Annotated in this window: 13 protein-coding genes; 7 read left to right on the forward strand and 6 right to left on the reverse strand. The window is 55.2% G+C overall.

What is annotated here, in order from left to right; genetic code table 11:
- Window positions 1-215 precede the first annotated feature (215 nt).
- Entirely contained in the window at window positions 216-1,136 is a 921-nt protein-coding gene (locus SIB64_RS12455; protein WP_413440514.1) for a phosphatidate cytidylyltransferase, read from the forward strand.
- 28 nt (window positions 1,137-1,164) lie between these two features.
- Here SIB64_RS12455 and SIB64_RS12460 read toward each other — a convergent pair whose 3' ends face one another.
- The 5 genes from SIB64_RS12460 to SIB64_RS12480 all read right to left on the reverse strand — a co-directional run bounded on the left by SIB64_RS12460 (window position 1,165) and on the right by SIB64_RS12480 (window position 6,963).
- Complete coding sequence (locus SIB64_RS12460; protein ID WP_413440515.1) at window positions 1,165-1,803, reverse strand: DUF2993 domain-containing protein; 639 nt, start codon at window positions 1,801-1,803, stop codon at window positions 1,165-1,167.
- Window positions 1,800-2,669: an alpha/beta fold hydrolase gene (locus SIB64_RS12465; RefSeq protein WP_413440516.1), complete on the reverse strand. Its 870-nt coding sequence runs from the start codon at window positions 2,667-2,669 to the stop codon at window positions 1,800-1,802. The genes SIB64_RS12460 and SIB64_RS12465 overlap by 4 nt, the downstream gene beginning before the upstream one ends.
- On the reverse strand, window positions 2,666-3,766 hold the full coding sequence (locus SIB64_RS12470; protein WP_413440517.1) for an iron-containing alcohol dehydrogenase family protein: 1,101 nt from the start codon (window positions 3,764-3,766) through the stop codon (window positions 2,666-2,668). Before SIB64_RS12470 ends, SIB64_RS12465 begins: the two co-directional genes overlap by 4 nt.
- Window positions 3,766-6,327: an ATP-dependent Clp protease ATP-binding subunit gene (locus SIB64_RS12475; RefSeq protein ID WP_413440518.1), complete on the reverse strand. Its 2,562-nt coding sequence runs from the start codon at window positions 6,325-6,327 to the stop codon at window positions 3,766-3,768. The genes SIB64_RS12470 and SIB64_RS12475 overlap by 1 nt, the downstream gene beginning before the upstream one ends.
- Before the next feature lie 183 nt (window positions 6,328-6,510).
- Window positions 6,511-6,963 (reverse strand): GNAT family N-acetyltransferase, encoded by a 453-nt coding sequence (locus tag SIB64_RS12480; RefSeq protein WP_413440519.1) that lies wholly within the window; start codon window positions 6,961-6,963, stop codon window positions 6,511-6,513.
- A 57-nt stretch (window positions 6,964-7,020) separates the two neighbouring features.
- Here SIB64_RS12480 and lysA point away from each other — a divergent pair, with 57 nt between their 5' ends.
- From lysA to bioB, 4 genes are read left to right on the forward strand one after another with little or no spacing between them, the layout of a single operon-like run.
- Complete coding sequence (lysA, locus tag SIB64_RS12485; protein WP_413440520.1) at window positions 7,021-8,400, forward strand: diaminopimelate decarboxylase; 1,380 nt, start codon at window positions 7,021-7,023, stop codon at window positions 8,398-8,400.
- 22 nt (window positions 8,401-8,422) lie between these two features.
- On the forward strand, window positions 8,423-9,262 hold the full coding sequence (cdaA, locus tag SIB64_RS12490; protein ID WP_413440521.1) for a diadenylate cyclase CdaA: 840 nt from the start codon (window positions 8,423-8,425) through the stop codon (window positions 9,260-9,262).
- Window positions 9,259-10,041, forward strand: a complete 783-nt coding sequence (locus tag SIB64_RS12495) for an isoprenyl transferase (protein WP_413440522.1) — start codon at window positions 9,259-9,261, stop codon at window positions 10,039-10,041. The genes cdaA and SIB64_RS12495 overlap by 4 nt, the downstream gene beginning before the upstream one ends.
- Window positions 10,038-11,057, forward strand: a complete 1,020-nt coding sequence (gene bioB / locus SIB64_RS12500; protein ID WP_413440523.1) for a biotin synthase BioB — start codon at window positions 10,038-10,040, stop codon at window positions 11,055-11,057. Before SIB64_RS12495 ends, bioB begins: the two co-directional genes overlap by 4 nt.
- Here bioB and SIB64_RS12505 read toward each other — a convergent pair.
- On the reverse strand, window positions 11,029-16,440 hold the full coding sequence (locus SIB64_RS12505; protein ID WP_413440524.1) for an Ig-like domain-containing protein: 5,412 nt from the start codon (window positions 16,438-16,440) through the stop codon (window positions 11,029-11,031). The genes bioB and SIB64_RS12505 overlap by 29 nt on opposite strands.
- Here SIB64_RS12505 and SIB64_RS12510 point away from each other — a divergent pair.
- Window positions 16,439-16,822 (forward strand): hypothetical protein, encoded by a 384-nt coding sequence (locus SIB64_RS12510; RefSeq protein WP_413440525.1) that lies wholly within the window; start codon window positions 16,439-16,441, stop codon window positions 16,820-16,822. The genes SIB64_RS12505 and SIB64_RS12510 overlap by 2 nt on opposite strands.
- Window positions 16,823-17,391: 569 nt before the next feature.
- Window positions 17,392-17,616, forward strand: coding sequence for a hypothetical protein (locus tag SIB64_RS12515; RefSeq protein ID WP_413440526.1), 225 nt, complete (start codon window positions 17,392-17,394; stop codon window positions 17,614-17,616).
- Window positions 17,617-18,296 lie beyond the last annotated feature (680 nt).

The raw sequence follows: 18,296 nt of genomic DNA on the forward strand, positions 1-18,296 counted from the left end.
GCGCAAACAGAGAGAGGGAGTGCAACTCAATCACCGTCAAAACACCAAAACATCGCGCCGCCCAAACCTGACAACACAGCGAGGAACGTCCAGGTCGCGTGAAGACCATTTGATCGAACGAGGGCATAACCGCGCGTGAGGATCATGCGCTGATCAGAAGCTGACGCGATTGTTACGCTGATTTCATCAGCTCCAGGGCCGCCGTAGGTGCACAGGTGATCAGCGAGGCCGTTCCCTCTACGCCGCATCGGCCTCAGAAAAGAGGTTCTCTCCGCAAACGCCTGATCAGTGGCTGCGCAGCCGGGGGCTTTGGATTGCTGGTGGTGGGATTGGGTGGTTGGTGGTTCACGCTGGCAGTGTGCGTGATCGTGCATCTGGGCCTGCTTGAGTTCTTTCGGATGGCCCAGTTCAAGGGGATCCGTCCAGCCACAAAGACAACCCTGGTCGCTTGCCAAGTTCTGCTGCTCAGCACGCAATGGGCCGTTCAGGGCGGCCTCCCTCAGGTGTTGGCCGATGCCGTGTTGCCGCTCTCCGGTGCAGCGATCTGTGCCTGGCTGTTATTGCAGCCGATCACCGGATCCATTGCCGACATTGCAGCGTCAATCTTCGGACTCTTCTATCTGGGCTTTCTTCCCAGCCATTGGGTGCAGTTGCGCAACTTGAGCGACCCCCTGCTGACACCAGCCCTGGCCCAGCTTCCAACAGACTGGACGTGGTGCAGCAGCGGCCTCGCCATCACGCTCTCGACCTGTTTGATGATCGTGGCCAGCGACATCGGCTCCTGGGGTTTTGGCCAATGCTTCGGGAGGCATCAACTGTCGCCGATCTCCCCAGGCAAAACCGTAGAAGGTGCCCTGGGTGGCGTGATCTGCTCCATGGTGCTCGGTCTGCTGAGTGGTCGACTTCTGGGTTGGCCACTGATGGGGCTGCCGGGGATGCTGCTTGGTGCCCTCGTCGCCCTGATCGCCCTGGTCGGCGACCTTACGGAATCGATGATGAAAAGGGACGCTGGCGTCAAGGACTCCGGCGATGCACTGCCTGGGCACGGCGGCATCCTTGATCGGATTGACAGCTATCTCTTCACCCCTGCTGTCGTGGTCTATGCCATCACCCTGGTGCGCTCCATCCCGGGGTGATCAGCCCGGGATCAATTCGGAATGATCGTTAGGGCGTGACATTGGCATCCCCGGAAAGATGCAACATGCCCCCCTGAAGCTGGGCTTCAACGATGCGGATCGTTGGATCCATCGGGAGAGCTGTTTCTTGATCGCCATCCACAGGACGCAGCACCACTGTGTTGTGACCGGCCTCCAGAAGAAAACGTCTCCGAGCCGGATCCTTGTGGGCGGCAACGGGAGCCTGCAATTCGAGCACGTCGTTGTCGATCACAAGCCCGCCCAGTGTGGTCAAGCCCATCAGTTGTTCCGAGAGCCAATCCCCTAGCCAGCGCCAAGGCTCACCGAGCAAAGCCTGATTGAGATCACGCCCTGTCAGTGTCACCTGGCCTTTCAAGGCAAAGGGCTCCTGCAGCGCCACCATTTTGTCGGGACGCAGCAGTGAGAGATCAATCTGAACAGGACCGCTCGTCAGTTCCGCGTGTTGAAGAGGCAAACCCTGAAACAGAACGTCGCGGGCGGTCAGGCTTGCCCCCTCCAACCTGCCCCGCAGCAAGCCGAGCCCTGAGCCATGCAATTGCAGTTGCAGATCTCCAACGCTGTCGCAGCGGCTGCGTATCCACAGCGTCAGACCGCTGGCGATTAGCTGCAGAACAGGTCCTGAACGGGGGGAGTCGGCTGCATTCATGGGCTGAGACGATCCACACAACAATCGGCGACACGCTGAGGATTGTCGAGATGGGGAAGATGACCGCAACCTTCAAGGGTTTCCCCCGGTTGCTGAAGGATGGCGAGGGCCTCCTCCTTCAGGGCGGAGCGGAGAATCCGATCGCTATCCCCCCAGATCACATGCAAAGGCTGGCGGGGCAGCGGCTCGCCGCAGCCTCCAAACCCACCACTTCGAGCAAATGCAGCCAGCGCCAAGGCCCAGTTCGGACATTTCAAGTGCAGCGAAGCAATCTGCTCCTCCGCCGGTCCGACACTCGCATCTGGATCTGCAAAGGCCTGGCGGCAGAGGCCACGACGCACCCCGGGCCGACCCAGGAACCAGGCCCCGATCCGGGCCAGCAAAGGAGGAACGGGCATCGGCCGACCCGAGAGGCCTGCTGGGGCGAGAAGAAGAAGGGAACGAACGCGATCCGGCTGTCGACGGGCCAGTTCTACGGCGACCGATCCACCCATCGAGGCACCGATCACACCAACACCGGCAGCATCGGACGCAGGCATGCGCTGGAGCAAAGCATCCAGATGGCGCATCACAGCGTTGGGTCCATAGACCGAGCCTGCGGGTCGCGGTGAAAAGCCGAATCCAAACAAATCGGGAATGAACAACTGAAACGTGGACGACAGCAGAGGAGCGAGACGCCGAAATTCCAGGAAGCTGCTATCGAATCCATGCAGCAACAGAAGCGGTGGTCCTTCACCGAGCACAGCCACCGGGAAGGGGTCCTCGACATCGAGTTCGGTCATTGACCACCACTGAACTTCGCCAACCAGAGCTTTGGCCTGAGGATCGAGCAGGCCAGGACGAAGATCCTCGAGCAGCTGCTTCAAGGGGCTGCAGGGCTGAGTTCAGCAGCACCCACCAGGGCTTCAAGCAAAGCACCTGGGGTGACAGGGAATGGGAGATGGTGAAGATCGGAGCCATCCCGACAAGCGAAGGCGCAGACCTGCTGCAATTCACGTAGAGAAGCCTCGGCAAGGCCGAAATCTTCAAGGCAGACCGGCAGCCCGAGGGACTGCAGGAGGGGAAGGAGCTGTCGGTGAGCCTGGGCGGCAAGACGATTCGCGCCCAGGCGCTCCTCCAAACGCAACTGCACCAGGATTCCGAAACCCACTTTCTCGCCGTGAAGGGAACTGTGGCAGGCCTCCAGCTGAGTCAGTCCGTTGTGGACGGCATGGGCCGCAACGGTGCGGCATCGGGCACCACCAAGACCTCCCATCACTCCAGCGGTAAGGGCGCAGGCTTCCGCCACCCGCACCCAGGCCTCGCCTGAAGAATTCTGGAGAGCCTCAACACTGTCGATCATCAACTGATCGCGAAGCACCCTGGCCATCTGCACAGCCTGCTGCACAAGACCATCAGGACTGTCCCCGCTGCTAACAGATGCTTCGTACCACTTCGCCAATGCATCAGCAATTCCACTGGCCAGCGTCCGGGCTGGAGCCTGACGCACGAAGGCGTGGTCAAACAGCAGAAGGTCGGGACAACGATCGAGGACAACATCCTCCTGAAAGGCCCCAAGTGGTGTGTACAAATTGGATAACGCTGTCCAGCCAGCACAGGTGGATGCACTGAGTGGAACCGTGATGCAAGCAACGCCAAGGCGATCGGCCAACAGCTTCCCGGCATCAAGAACCTTTCCACCACCGGCGGCGATCACGGCATCACAGGTTGAACTTTGAATTTCAAGTCGCTGCAGATCCTGTTCGCAGCAATCGAACTCCAATAGGCCAACAAGGGGGTCGAGGCCAGCAGCGCGCAGATCGCAATGCATGGCATCACGATGCACGGCTGTGGCGGCGCTACGGCCAAGCAGCAGCGGACGAATGCAAAGGGCTGAAATTCTGTCGAGTGAAGCAGTCCAAGCACCTTCTCCCCTCACCACCGCGGCTGGCGCGATGGTGTGAGAAAAGATCGTGTTGATCATCAGACGCTGGCACCGGCGAGTTGAGGAGTGGCTTCTGCACGACCTTTGTGGCGTACAACCACCTTTTTGTTCTCGTCTACATCCACCTCAGCGTGATCGCCATCCTTCACGCGACCAGACAGCACCTCTTCGGCCAAGGAGTCTTCCAAAAGCCTCATCACAGCACGACGAAGCGGACGAGCTCCGTAAGCAGGGTTGTAGCCCTCCTCAACAAGCCGCTCCTTGAATGCATCGGAAACGGTGAGAGTGATGCCCTTGTCGCCCATGCGACCAAAGACCTCCTTCAGCATGATCTCGGCGATCTCCTTCACCTCGTCGCGACTGAGCTGACGGAACACGATAATTTCATCGAGACGGTTGAGGAATTCAGGGCGGAAGTACTGCTTGAGCTCCTCATTCACGAGGGAACGAATTCGTGTGTACTGAGAATCCTCAGCGCTCTCTCCGGAAAATTCAAAACCAAGGCCACCGCCTCCTTTTTCGATCACCTTCGAACCGATGTTCGAGGTCATGATCACGAGAGTGTTCTTGAAGTCGACCGTCCGGCCCTTGGAGTCGGTCAGACGTCCATCCTCGAGCAACTGAAGCAAGAGGTTGAAGACATCGGGATGAGCCTTCTCAATCTCATCGAACAGGACAACGGTGTAAGGACGGCGGCGGACGGCCTCGGTCAATTGACCGCCTTCGTTGAAACCGACATAGCCCGGAGGCGAACCGATCAGCTTGCTGACGGTGTGGCGCTCCATGAATTCAGACATGTCGAGGCGGATCATCGCCTCCTCACTTCCGAAGAAATATGCCGCAAGCGATTTGGTGAGCTCGGTTTTCCCAACGCCGGTTGGACCAGAGAAGATGAAGCTGGCGATGGGTCGGTTCGGATTTTTCAGACCAACGCGTGCACGGCGCAGAGCCTTGGAGACAGCTTTGACAGCCTCGTCCTGGCCGATCAGCCGCTGGTGGAGGGTCTCTTCCATGTTCAGCAATTTCACAGACTCACTTTCTGTGAGCTTCTGAACGGGCACACCTGTCCAGGAGGCGACGATCTGAGCGATGTCTTCCTCGTTGACCATGGGTGAGCTGTCCGGTGCCTCCGATGGGGTTGACGATTCAGAGGTCTCAGCAGGCGTATCGCCACTTGGCTCAACAGCAGCAGCTGGAACGTCGCTGCGATTGTTCTGCAGAAGGGAACGAATCTGCTCACGCAGTTCGACTTCCCTCTCGCGCAACTCTCCAGCCTTTGTGAAATCCTGATCACGAACGGCGACTTCCTTCTGCTTCTGGACAGAACGCAGCTCCTTATCAACCTCTTTGGCCTCAGGAGGAAGCTTCGAATTCAGCAAGCGCACTCGCGAACCCGCTTCATCGATCAGATCGATGGCCTTATCCGGCAGAAAACGATCAGAGATGTAGCGGTCACCAAGGGTGGCAGCGGCAATAAGGGCGTCGTCTGTGATCTTCAGCCTGTGGTGCTGCTCATACCGCTCGCGAAGACCCTTGAGGATCTCAATGGTGTCGTCGATAGAGGGCTCCCCAACGTTGACCGGCTGGAAACGACGCTCAAGGGCCGCATCACGCTCGATGTGTTTTCTGTATTCGTCGAGGGTGGTGGCACCAATGCACTGAAGCTCACCTCGGGCCAGAGCAGGCTTGAGGATGTTGGCCGCGTCGATCGCACCCTCGGCAGCACCGGCCCCGATCAAGGTGTGGACTTCATCGATCACAAGGATGACGTTTCCAGCGGACTTGATCTCTTCCATGATCTTCTTCAGGCGTTCCTCGAATTCACCTCGATATTTCGTTCCGGCCACAAGGAGTCCGATATCGAGGGTGAGGACACGCTTTTCTTCCAGGATGTCTGGAATTTCGCCCTGCTGAATGCGTTGCGCTAGTCCCTCAGCGATCGCCGTCTTACCGACCCCTGGTTCGCCAATTAAGACTGGATTGTTCTTAGTACGTCGACCCAGGATCTGGATGACCCGGTCGATTTCGTTATGACGGCCCACCACGGGATCAAGTTTGGCTTCGGTCGCCAACTGCGTGAGGTTGCTGCCGAACTCATCGAGGGTCGGGGTCTTGGTTGACCCCTTGGCACCGCCACCGCCCCCACCACCTGCCGTGACTTCGGCGGTCTCACCGAGCATGCGGATGACCTGGGTACGAACCTTGGCGAGATCAACTCCCAGGTTTTCAAGGACCCGTGCAGCTACTCCTTCACCTTCACGAATCAAGCCAAGTAGAAGATGCTCAGTGCCGATGTAGTTGTGGCCAAGTTGACGGGCTTCTTCTAGAGACAGCTCAAGGACCCGCTTGGCCCGTGGTGTAAAGGGAATTTCAACAGCGACAAATCCAGATCCGCGGCCGATGATCTTTTCAACCTCGACACGGGCATCTTTGAGGTTGACGCCCATCGACTTGAGGACTTTGGCAGCAACGCCCGTACCTTCACCGATCAGTCCAAGCAGAATTTGCTCAGTGCCCACAAAATTGTGACCCAGTCGTCTTGCCTCTTCCTGGGCAAGCATGATCACCTTGATGGCCTTCTCGGTAAACCGTTCGAACATCGTTGAGGCCGATGCGTAGATGAAACCACGCTATCAGGGTTAACAGCGTGATGCGATGGTTCGGTCTGTTCGGTCACTCTCCAGTCACAGACTGGGAACACAAGCAGGTAATTATCAATGAACGATCAAAAATGTGGCGTTATTTTTGTTTCCTGTGGGGGGTTAACCGAACACATCAACCCGTCACACTCGGCCCGCCATTGAGCTCAGGTTTAGCCATTTGATCAGGGCATCGCCGCCATTGCTGTAGTAACCGCTGCGGCAACCGGCAGTCCTGAATCCAAAGCGCTCATAGAGCGCAATGGCAGGGTCATTGCTGGCATCCACCTCCAAGGTGGCCTGGGTGGCCCCGTTGAGCAGGGCACGCTCCAACAGAGCCCGCAACAGCGATGCTCCGTGACCCAGGCACCGATGACTCGGATCAACTGCCAGCACAGTGATGTGCAGCTCATCCACCACCAGCCACCCGCAGGCTATGCCGAGCAGCTGATCCGCATCGGCAAGACCGATACAAAGGCGACGGGGATCGACCAGTTCCCGACGCCACTGCTCCTGACCCCAGAGCCCACCGGTGCTGCTTTGATCCAAAGCGATGCAAGCGGCTAGCCAGCTGACATCGAGATCGAATGGGCGCATGGCTGCGGAAAGTCCTGTGGACCGACTTCCTAGATTGCCCCTCTACGCCGGTCCGTTTTGACTCAGACCATCACCAGCCAGCGTCCCTTCGAGGCGAATCGAGATCTCCAGAGTCCCAATCGAAATCTCACTCCGCTGACCACTTGCCTCGACGACAAGGACCAACTCAGCGTTGGAGGCTGTGGGCTCAGCGACCTGGCACAACGATACGGAACACCTTTATATGTCCTTGACGAGACCACGCTTCGAGCCACATGCCGGGCCTATCGCGAAGCGTTGAAACGTCACTACCCCGGCCCATCACTGCCCATTTACGCCTCGAAAGCAAACAGTTCGCTGTTGATGAGCAGCCTGGTGGCCTCGGAGGACTTCGGTCTGGATGCTGTTTCAGCATGTGAGCTGATGACCGCGCTGCAGGGGGGCATGCCTGGCGAGCGAATGGTCTTGCATGGCAACAACAAGTCAGACGACGAACTGCTGCTTGCTTACAACAACAATGTCACCATCGTTGTCGACAACCAGCACGATCTCGACCGACTGGCTGTCCTCGTGCCAGCTGGAGACTCCCCCGCACGCCTGATGCTGCGGTTCACCCCGGGCATTGAATGCCACACCCACGAGTACATCCGGACCGGCCACCTCGACAGCAAGTTCGGCTTCGATCCCGACCAACTCGAGCCAGTGCTGAAGTCTCTCGCCGGTCAAGCGTGGGCCCGACTCACCGGGCTTCATGCCCACATCGGATCACAAATTTTCGAGCTGGAACCCCACCGGGACCTGGCAGCGGTCATGGCCGATGCCCTGAAACTGGCCCGCAGCCTGGGCCATCCGGTTCAAGATCTCAACGTGGGCGGGGGCCTGGGGATTCGTTATGTGGAATCCGACGATCCACCAAGCATTGATCAATGGATTGAGGTTGTTGCGCAAGCGGTTACGACAGCCTGTCGCGAACGCGCGCTCGAGCTTCCCAGGCTGATGTGCGAACCCGGCCGTTCCCTAGTGGCCACCGCGGGGCTGACGCTCTATTCGGTTGGTTCACGCAAGACGATTCCCGGCGTCCGTACCTACGTGGCGGTTGATGGTGGCATGAGCGACAACCCACGTCCCATTACCTACCAATCGCTCTACACCGCTTTGCTGGCAGACCGGCCGTTGGCCGAAGCCGACGAAACGGTGAATCTCGTCGGCAAGCACTGTGAGTCGGGCGATGTGCTTCTAAAGGATCTGCCGCTGCCCACCACCACAAGCGGAGACGTGGTGGTGGTGTTCGCCACCGGTGCCTACAACGCATCGATGAGTTCGAACTACAACCGCATTCCAAGACCAGGCGCTGTGATTGTTCAAGACGGACAGTCAGAGCTGGTTCAGAAACGCGAACAGCCGGATGATCTGCTGCGCCACGACGTCTTACCGGAGCGCTTCAGGGCGGTACGTTGAAAACAGCGGGGGGCGGGACTGAGTGAACGCATTGGCGGGCATTAACCCGCGACTGGTTCTTGTCGTTCTCGATGTCCTCTTCGCCTCCGCTGTTGGTTTTCTGCTGTTTTCAAGGGTCAATGAAGCCAGAACCCTCTGGCTTCTGCGTGGCTACCTGTTGCTGGTGGCCACGGCCTGGTTCGTTCAGCGGTTCGCCAATCTTCCCCTGACTTCGAAGCTGGTCGATGCTCTCGTCCTCGCTTGTTCGCTGTCCCTCGCCATTCTCTGGCAGGGAGAGCTGAGGCGCTTGATGGAATTGCTCGGCACCGGACGGCTTGCTGTTCTCCTGGGCAACCCACAGAAAGAATTCCGGGCAACGGCTGGGACCGTGGCGCAGATCACCGAAGCTGCCGGCAGGCTCTCCCAATTGCGGCGGGGAGCGTTAATCGTTGTGGACCTCGGCAGCGACCTGCGTCCTGAGGACTTTCTCAACCCGGGAATCGGCATCGACGCCCAGCTGAGCCGAGAGTTGTTACTGAACCTGTTTGCCGTCGATACCCCTTTGCACGATGGAGCTGTGCTGGTGCGCGGCAACCGAATCGAAGCCGCCGGCGTGATTCTGCCTTTGTCACGACACAGCGTCAGCCGTTACGGCACCCGCCATCTCGCGGCCCTTGGCATCACAGAGCGATTTGACCGATGCATCAGCATCGTGGTCTCCGAGGAAACAGGAACCCTCTCGCTGGCCAACCAGGGGAAGCTTGAACGGCCGATCACCAGCAGCCGATTGCAGGAACTGCTGCGCGAACTGTTCAGCACAGCCGAAGCCCTGCCACCCGGCAGGCGTAGCGTGGGCAACTCACCGTCTGAATCGCTGTCTTGAGCCGACCACCGGCAGCCAGCACCGACGCAGCTGTCCGTTCCACCTGCCCAACTGAACTGGATCCGCAGCGACTGCCTGCCCATGTGGCCGTGATCATGGACGGCAATGGCCGCTGGGCGGAATCCCGCGGTCTACCAAGGGTGATGGGCCATCGGGCTGGAGTGGAAACCTTGAAATCAACCCTGCGCTTATGCAGCGACTGGGGAATCTCGGCGCTGACCGCCTATGCCTTCTCCACGGAGAACTGGTCTCGCCCGGGAGATGAAGTGAACTTCCTGATGACCCTGTTCGAGCGCGTTTTGCAGAAGGAACTCAAAGCCCTTGAAGCCGAACAGGTGCGCATTCGTTTTCTTGGGGATCTCAATGGGCTGCCGCACAAATTGCAGGAGCTGATCGCCGATGCAACCCAACGCACAGAGGCCAACAGCGGCATCCATCTCAACGTCTGCACCAACTACGGCGGGCGGCATGAACTGGTGCGTGCCGCCCGCCGCCTGGCCGAACAGGCTGCTGCCGGACAGCTTGATCCAGAAAGCATTGATGAAAACCGCCTGGCCGGAGAACTGTTCACAGCGGGAGAACAGGATCCAGATCTCCTGATCCGCACCAGCGGCGAGCACAGGATCAGCAACTTCCTGCTGTGGCAACTCGCTTATGCAGAGATTCACGTCACGGAAGTGTTCTGGCCGGACTTCAATGCCCAGGCTCTAATTCAGGCCCTGAAGGATTATCAAAGCCGTATCCGTCGTTTCGGCGGTCTCGATCCGATCACACCATGACCGTTGCGATCCGCCACGACTGGACAACAGCTGAAATCCAAACGCTGCTGGAACTGCCGTTGATGGAACTGCTCTGGCGGGCCCAAACCGTGCATCGAGAAGCGAATCCTGGATACAACGTGCAACTGGCTTCGTTGCTGAGCGTCAAAACCGGTGGATGCGAAGAGGATTGCGCCTACTGCTCCCAATCCATCCACAACAGCAGTGATGTCAGTGCCTTTGAGGCGCAGATGCAGATTGAGCCGGTGCTGAAACGCGCCAGGGCCGCGAAGGATGCTGGCGCCGATCGGTTCTGCATGGGATGGGCATGGCGAGAGATTCGCGATGGAGCACCCTTCGAAGCGATGTTGGAGATGGTGCGAGGGGTGAGGGGCATGGGGATGGAGGCCTGCGTCACCGCCGGCATGCTCACCGACCAACAGGCGGAACGGCTGGCCGAAGCGGGTCTGACCGCCTACAACCACAACCTCGACACCAGCCCGGAGCACTACGACCGGATCATCACCACCCGCACCTTTCAGGAACGGCTGGAAACTCTTGAGCGTGTTCGTCGCGCAGGGGTGACGCTGTGCTGCGGAGGCATCATCGGCATGGGGGAAACGCTGCGGGATCGAGCCTCGATGCTTCAGGTGCTGGCAACCATGAACCCGCATCCGGAAAGCGTTCCTGTGAATGGGCTGGTGGCCGTGGAAGGCACCCCTCTGGAGGGACAGGACGCCTTTGAACCACTGGAACTGGTTCGAATGGTGGCCACGGCTCGGATCCTGATGCCGCACTCCAGGGTGCGCCTCAGTGCAGGACGAGAGTCAATGAACCGTGAGGCGCAGATTCTCTGTTTGCAAGCGGGTGCCGACTCAATCTTCTACGGGGATGTACTGCTCACCACCGGCAATCCTGACGTCGAGGCCGACCGACAACTCTTGGCGGATGCTGGAGTAAACGCCTCGTGGGCGGAACAGTCACGAGACGCCAATCTCGCGACCACGGCTATACAAACTCAACCAAATCGGCGGTGAGCACTGGGGATGACTCAAAGATTGCGAGCACCCCGCCGTCACCACCCAGGCCACGACCGGGTCCATTTTGGTTGAAGTAGAGCAATCCTGGTTTGGACTGGTTCTTGTTGGCTCGATAAATAAAGTCCACATCTGAGCGTCGCAGCTGATTAAACCGCTTTTTATTGATCGCCACGCCAAAATCTGGTGCTGATTGGAGATCAAAACCCTCCGCTTGAATTTTCAAACGATCAACCAAAATATCAAAGGCCGTAATCAAATCAGCGCTAAATTGATTGTATTTCTGTCTTGACTTCACAAGAACATCATTTCCTGAGGGCTTCGGCAAATCAGGGCCAAGTCCACCTATCGGTGCGGCATCATCAAGAGATGATTCATCAATGTTCTTGATGCTTAATTGAACCCGCCTAGAAGCGATATTACCAAGGGCATCAACCGCAGAAACAGTGAATAGGTAGCGCTGTTGGAGCTCATAATCCGGATCATCGAGCAAGGTCACCGCACCACTGAGGGAATCAATGGAGAACCGGCTAGAATCATCGTCCGCAGAGGCGTCCAAGCTGTAGGTCACTGCCGTTGCATCGCTGGCTTCAGCTTGATAAACAATCAATCCGTCGCCCGAATGCTCAGAAAGCCTTGGAGCCTTCCCCCTCGATACAAATACTGGGGCCTCATCATCAAGATCATTCACCCTAAAGCGCACTTTTCGCGTTGAAGAATTACCAGCGACATCAGTGGCGGTGATGGAAAATGAATCCGGCATATCCTGATCTTCAAAATCAGGATCTGAGAGAAAACGCACGACCCCAGTTTCAGGATTAATCAAAAAATGAATAGAATCATCAATGCCATAAACAACCGGAGATATATCATCGCTCAGAGCGGTGTAAACGATTTGATTATTACCACTATTTTCGTCCAACGCTGTCGACTCCGTGGGGGAGATGAACTGCGGCGACACGGTATCCAATGTGAACGTTAGGGGGTCAGACAAGGGTGAGCGATTATCAGCAAAATCAATGGAACGAACTGTCAGTTCATAGTCTGAATCGTTAGTGATCGGTTCAGAGATAGCAAACACCCAATCACCTGAATCATCCACAACCTGACGCCCAATAGAAGAACCATCAAGAAACAGTTGAACAACCGTGCCAGGTTCGGCAGTGCCGATGAATTCAGGTGTATCGACATTCGTGATTTGATCCGCACCGCTAACCCCAGAGTCGGAAGGTGAGGACATCTGCGGGATAGCAGGTGTGGCCGGAGGATTCGTGTCAGGAATCACCTTGATGGTGTAGGCAGTTCCAAGGGTTTCACCAGCACCTTTTGAATCCTCCACGCGCAGAACAAGCGAATGCGTACCAAGATCCGCATCGGAGGGATTGCCCTCTAAGAGGCCCTTCGAATTCAGACGCAACCAACTTGGCCCCTCCTCGATGGAAAAGGAGAGGGGATCGCCATCGCCGTCAAAGGCCAAATCAGCAATCGACGCTGAATAGGCTTCAGATGCATACGCAGGATCCAACACCCAACTTGTCGACTTCCAGGTCGGGGGCAAATTCGTTGTGCGCTTTCGAACAACACGAAAACCCCAATCAAAGGATTGCTCCGCTGGCGCCTTTGGGGTTAAGGGAGACAATGCACCCATCGAGCGCTGAGTGGCCGGCTGCATAAAACTGCCCCCTTTCCGGTAGCGCCCCGGCATCCCTGAAGAGAAAGTGCCAACATCATCCAGCCATTCCCAAGCATTTCCTGCCTGGTCAAAGGTTCCATAGGGACTGGGCTTGTTATAAAGACCAACGGGTGATAAGCCATCAAAGGTGGAACCAAGAATGTTGGCCTGATCTGGAGGCAGAAGCTCTTCCTGATTCGGGAACAGGTTTAAACCAGGATCTGGACTCTCGCGGTAAAGGGCTGCTTTAACCCACTCAGCATGGGAGGGAAGTGCGTAATCGCCCTGATCAAATGATTGCTGATTGCGCTCAATCACCGCAAATTTATTATCACCTTGGCGTGGCTTCATGGTGTACACACCATCTTCGGTACTACCGGTCGACAGCCAGTTCACATAACGAGCAGCATCCCAGAAACTGACATAGGTCACTGGATGATTGGCCAATTCAGGAACAACCGAGTAGGTGTAATCTCCAGAAACACCATTTCTAACGATCCCACCCAAACCTTTTGACAAATCGGTATCAGCCATCTTTTCGTTATAAAGCTGATAATCATCAACCGATGCAACAGAGCTCAGGAACTGGGCGTATTGTTCATTGGTAACTTCATACGTACCAATATAAAAATCATAATCAGGCAAAGGATCACCAGAGACTGCATCGATGGGAGCATCGACTCCCGGGAGAGCACGAACCAGAACACTTGGCATCACAGGCAAAGCTTCAGCCACCTGAAATGACCAAAGGTCACCTTCGATGATGGAACCACTGGAGGTTTCCGTATCAATCCTCCAGTAATAGGTACGGCTGGGAATCAAATCCTCAGGTGGTATATAAATGTTTTTGGCTTGCGAACTGACCAACGTGAGGTTGCTTGAATCATCACCAAGGTAGACATGATTTAGGACAACATCCTGCCCTTCAAGCCACATCAAATCAGCATCAGGCTTAACAGTGGTTGAACCATTTGGCGCAATCGGGGTCCTCGCTTTCTTTGTACGGTGGCCTGGAATCCAATAGGAATCAGCACCAAATTCATAGGCGCCACTATCGGGGGCATTTCCCTGATAACCGTCAGTGACACCAGGGAGATGCATACCAAAATCAATAAGAGGTGAACCTTCCCGTGGCCTGAAATCAAAATTTTCTGGGTCACGCAACTCTTCTTTGATTAAGGTTGAGCGTATATTTTGATGCTGGCCTGAATTGCTTAAAAAGGAATTGCCAATCGCCTGATTCGGTGAACCAACGCCAAAGGCACCAGGCATACGGTCAAAAGCATTGTTATAGATAGTTGAATTGACATGGCCAAGGCGCCGGTTCTTATCCTTCCCATAAACCGATGGTTTGTATCGACACTCCCACTCCAAGCAACCAGGAGTGGAATCCAAATAACCATAAAACTTGCCACGTTCAGCACTTAAATCGTAGGCGAAATTAGAAACCAATGTGTTATTCATGATCTTGTGCTGATCACCCTTCATTCTCATCCCACGGCGCGTTTGCCTTGCAACATTGTGACGAGCGGTGCCGCGAATGCCAGCGGGGCTTCCATCAAATCGAATGCCATTGCGGCCTGGAGCGTCGTGGATCCAGTTGTAGGCGACCAAAGCTCCTTCTTGAGATGACGCTGGCACCTGAATACCTGAGATATCCCCATCGCCATGGAACGAGTGAATGTGGTTGTATCGCCATACAGAAGAATCACCGATTTTTCCACCACCACCGAAGCCAAAGGTATGAAATGTATTTCTCTCAACATTCATACGAGCAGCCGCGGTGACCCTCAGGGCTCCACGATCGCGAACATTATGCAAATAACTATTCTTCAATTCCAATCCAGGGCCTGCAGCACGCAGAAAACCACTGATGCCATTGGCAAATTCGGAGTTGATAAAACTAATATTGGAATCAGGAATGCTTTCCAGTTCCGGCCGACCTTTCAGGCTGACTGGTTGAATGCGGTTATCATAAAGAGGGCGTTGTCCATCCTTCAACATCCGACCGTCATAGGTTGGATAAAGAAAGCGCATCTGATCAAAATTCAAATTCGTCGATCCATCAAGTTCAAAAACTCCAGTATGAAAGGAGATCCCATTAAAGTTTAAATATGATGAGTTCTCGATCTCAAGTAACAAGTGATAATCAGCATCTGGATATTGATCAGGATCAGCGATATAGGAAGTTGAACGATCCCAGGCACGTGCCTGCAAGTCACTGAGGTTGGGATCCTGCTGATCAGGCAGCCAGACGTAGAGGTCTCCTGATTCCTTGTCGTAATGCCATTCCTGAGGGCGATCCAGAAATCCCAAGTGGCCCTCGAGATGATAATGAAACTGCTTAGTTCCCTGGACAGGTCCATTTTTGGTGGGCCAGAGATCTGCAGTCTCAACAGAACCATCGTTGCCACTGGTCCAGTTGAAATTGTTCAGGGCCTTCTGGCCAGGACTGCGTAGCCACAATTCAAAGTTTGGATCAATATCAAAAGATGATTCACCAGCCTTGTGATTGATAATCTCACCAGAATGAGTCAGGCCAAAACTCTTGTGAGGCACCAGCATGGCGCCATCGACACTGAAGCCAAGATCAGACAAACGTTGTTGACTTTCATAATTGGTATACACATTTGGCAACTCAGAATCAACGAGGCCGAGAGCTCGCGTTCCGTCAATATCCCAGTAACTATCTGGTGTTGCATTTCGGCGATCAGAATCATCAAACCGATCCCATTCCTTCGTGATATTCGGCCAACGAGCCGCTGTTAACATCTGGCCATCCAGATAGAGCTGAGAAACATCAAAATTTAAATTCGTCTTCCAGATGTTGCCGTCATGCTTGATCCAAGGCGTGTTGATCGCCTCAGCACCAGTAATCACAACATCTTCATCATCAAAGCTTTTAAATGTAATCGGAGCATCAACTGCACCATGGACATCTTGAAAACGAAGACGCTCTCGATAAGTACCGCCGCGAATCGCAACAACATCACCCGGCCGAACTACATCAATCGCCTGTTGAATGGTTTTAAACGGCTGAGTCTCTGTTCCCGGAGCCGCATCATCCCCACTGTTGGAAACAACATAAGTGCGAGATGTTTCCACCAGGGATTCAGCGGCAAGACTGAGCTCGGCTGTTGCTGTCGAAGCAGATGTGAACTGCGGCGCGCTGCCATCTACGACCAGGGACAAATCCTCTGATATCGACAACACCGAACCATCCGCATCCAGCTCGCGTACAGAAATGCGATATGCACCATCAGTGAAAGCCGACGCCTCAGGCACACTGAAGCTCCAAATCCCATCACCATCGGTTCGGGTCTCGGCCAACACCGCACCATCAACCAATAGCTCCAGCCGTGCATCAGCACCCGCTTCACCGCTGAGTTGCGGCGTTCTGGTGTTGATCAAACCCTCGCTATCGGAGATTCCGTTCTCTGCCTCGCCGATGAGGAAAGGTGCACTCAGACGCTCAACCGTTGCAGGCTCAGCAGAACCCTGAGGTTCAGAACTATCTGGGAAAGAATCGCCTGAACCGGGATCGCCCAAATCTGAAGCATCTGAATCCGGAACAACTAAATCAGTAGGGTCTGAATCTGGAAGTTCTGAACTAAGAAGTTCTGAATGTGCGGCATCTGCATCAGGACCATCTGACTCCAGCGGTGCTATGGACGGCTCACCTTGTTCATCGACAGGTGCATCCGTTCCCATGACAGATTCATCCTCAGCCACCAATGGATTGCCTGTGATGGAGTCCGGCTCCTCCAAGACGGAGCCCAGTCCAATGACATCGCCCGCAGTATCAGCTTCACCGGTGGGAGCGTCGTCAGAGGCAAAACTCTCCTCGACACTTAACGCACTGATTCCAGCTTCACCATTGAGATCAGGGTCCGGATCGCTGGTCACCTCCCATGTCAGGGACACATCAACGGGCAATTCACTGCGATTGCCCGCTGCATCCGTTGCCGTCACCAGAAATGACACGGATTCCGGCAACTGCCTCGCCATCTCTGCACTCAATCGCACCTCTCCCGTGCTCGCGTCAATCGTTAAACCAGTCAGTGGTGCATCTCCAGACGCCTCAAGCCCATAGGTGAACGCAGACGCATCGGTGGCAACGGCCGAATAAATCAACTGGCTGGCTGCGGCGTCTCGCTCTTCAACCGATGCCGCCTCAAGCGCACCCGAACCACTGGAATCTGCAAGCAACAGACCACGAAAACGGGCATCCCAGCCTGCGAACAAGGCCTTCGACCCCTTCATCCATTTGGAACGCCGTGTGATCGATCCATCGAGATTCACATCCAGCTGACGAAACCGCTCTCCTTTTTTTCGCTGCCCTTGCAACAACACCTGAAAGCCGTCCTTGACCCCAATCGCCTTGATCGCGTCCCAACGTCTCGAGCTGACGCTGGACAGGAACTTTCCAGATCTTGAACGCAACGGCACCACAGCGTCATCCGCTGTGATCAGGTAATCCTTGCGATCATCGACAAATCCATTCCCATCAAGATCAACGATGGGGCCTTGGACCCCATCCACACGGATCACATCACCAAAAATGTCCTCCCAGCCTGATACCAAGGCATCCTCAAGGGATGTCCAGGCAGACTTGGAGTTAATGCGACCGGCTGAGTTAGCAGCCAGCATCCGAAATTGCCCATGCTTGGACCCATCACCCTCAAGGAGAACGTCGAAACCTCGACGATGTGGCACAGCCTGGACAGCATTCCATCGAGGGGAGGAACGATCGGAGTAACGACGCCCCCCCCATTCCTGAAGGAGCAAACCACCATCGTCGGTAGCGAGCGTGTAAAACTTGGCTCCATCAACAAAGCCGTTACGATCCTGATCAGATCCTGGATTGTTCAACGACAAGTTGGATGACATAGAGCCCTCAAGCCATTAACGAATTCTGGCCCAATCGCAAGAAAGATGAAACAGCAGATTGAGCCCGTATGTACGCATTGAAATAAAGCACCAGAAACTATTGCAATCGAAAATAGTTGGGCGCAAGTGAAACTCAGCAAAGCAAGCTTGCAAAAGAACGTCTACAATTAAAACTTCGAACTGCCAATAATTTCGACGTCTTGAACATCATTCTTGCAAAAACAGAACGCATCTTTTCGTCTAATACGACTTGTTGAAAAAGTGCAGGCCAAAAACTCGAAGCCAGCCCAACTGAAACAAGGTCACGGAAAACATATGTCCAATCGCATAAAGGGATCAAACCCTTATCTGAAACAAAGCATATTTACATGAATTGCAAACCAATCGATTTGTGTCGACATCAGCCGTCAAAGGCATCTATGGCCGATCCACTGCAAGAAATAGAAACCAAACAAAGGAAAGCCCATGCATACACATTTAAAGCAGTAACGGCAGCCCCTCTGGCATTTTAGGGCACTACAAGCTCAAACAATAGAAGTAAACCAAAACAGAATGATTGTCCCAAGGCAAGGTCATTGTGACCAACAAACGCAGACAGGATTGAGGATTGGCTGGCTCGACTGACTCGTCCCAGCAACAAATTCCATAAGTGCGATTTCGCCTTCAGCAGTCTCTCC

The sequence above is a fragment of the Synechococcus sp. MIT S1220 genome (assembly GCF_047303025.1).
GTDB lineage: Bacteria > Cyanobacteriota > Cyanobacteriia > PCC-6307 > Cyanobiaceae > Parasynechococcus.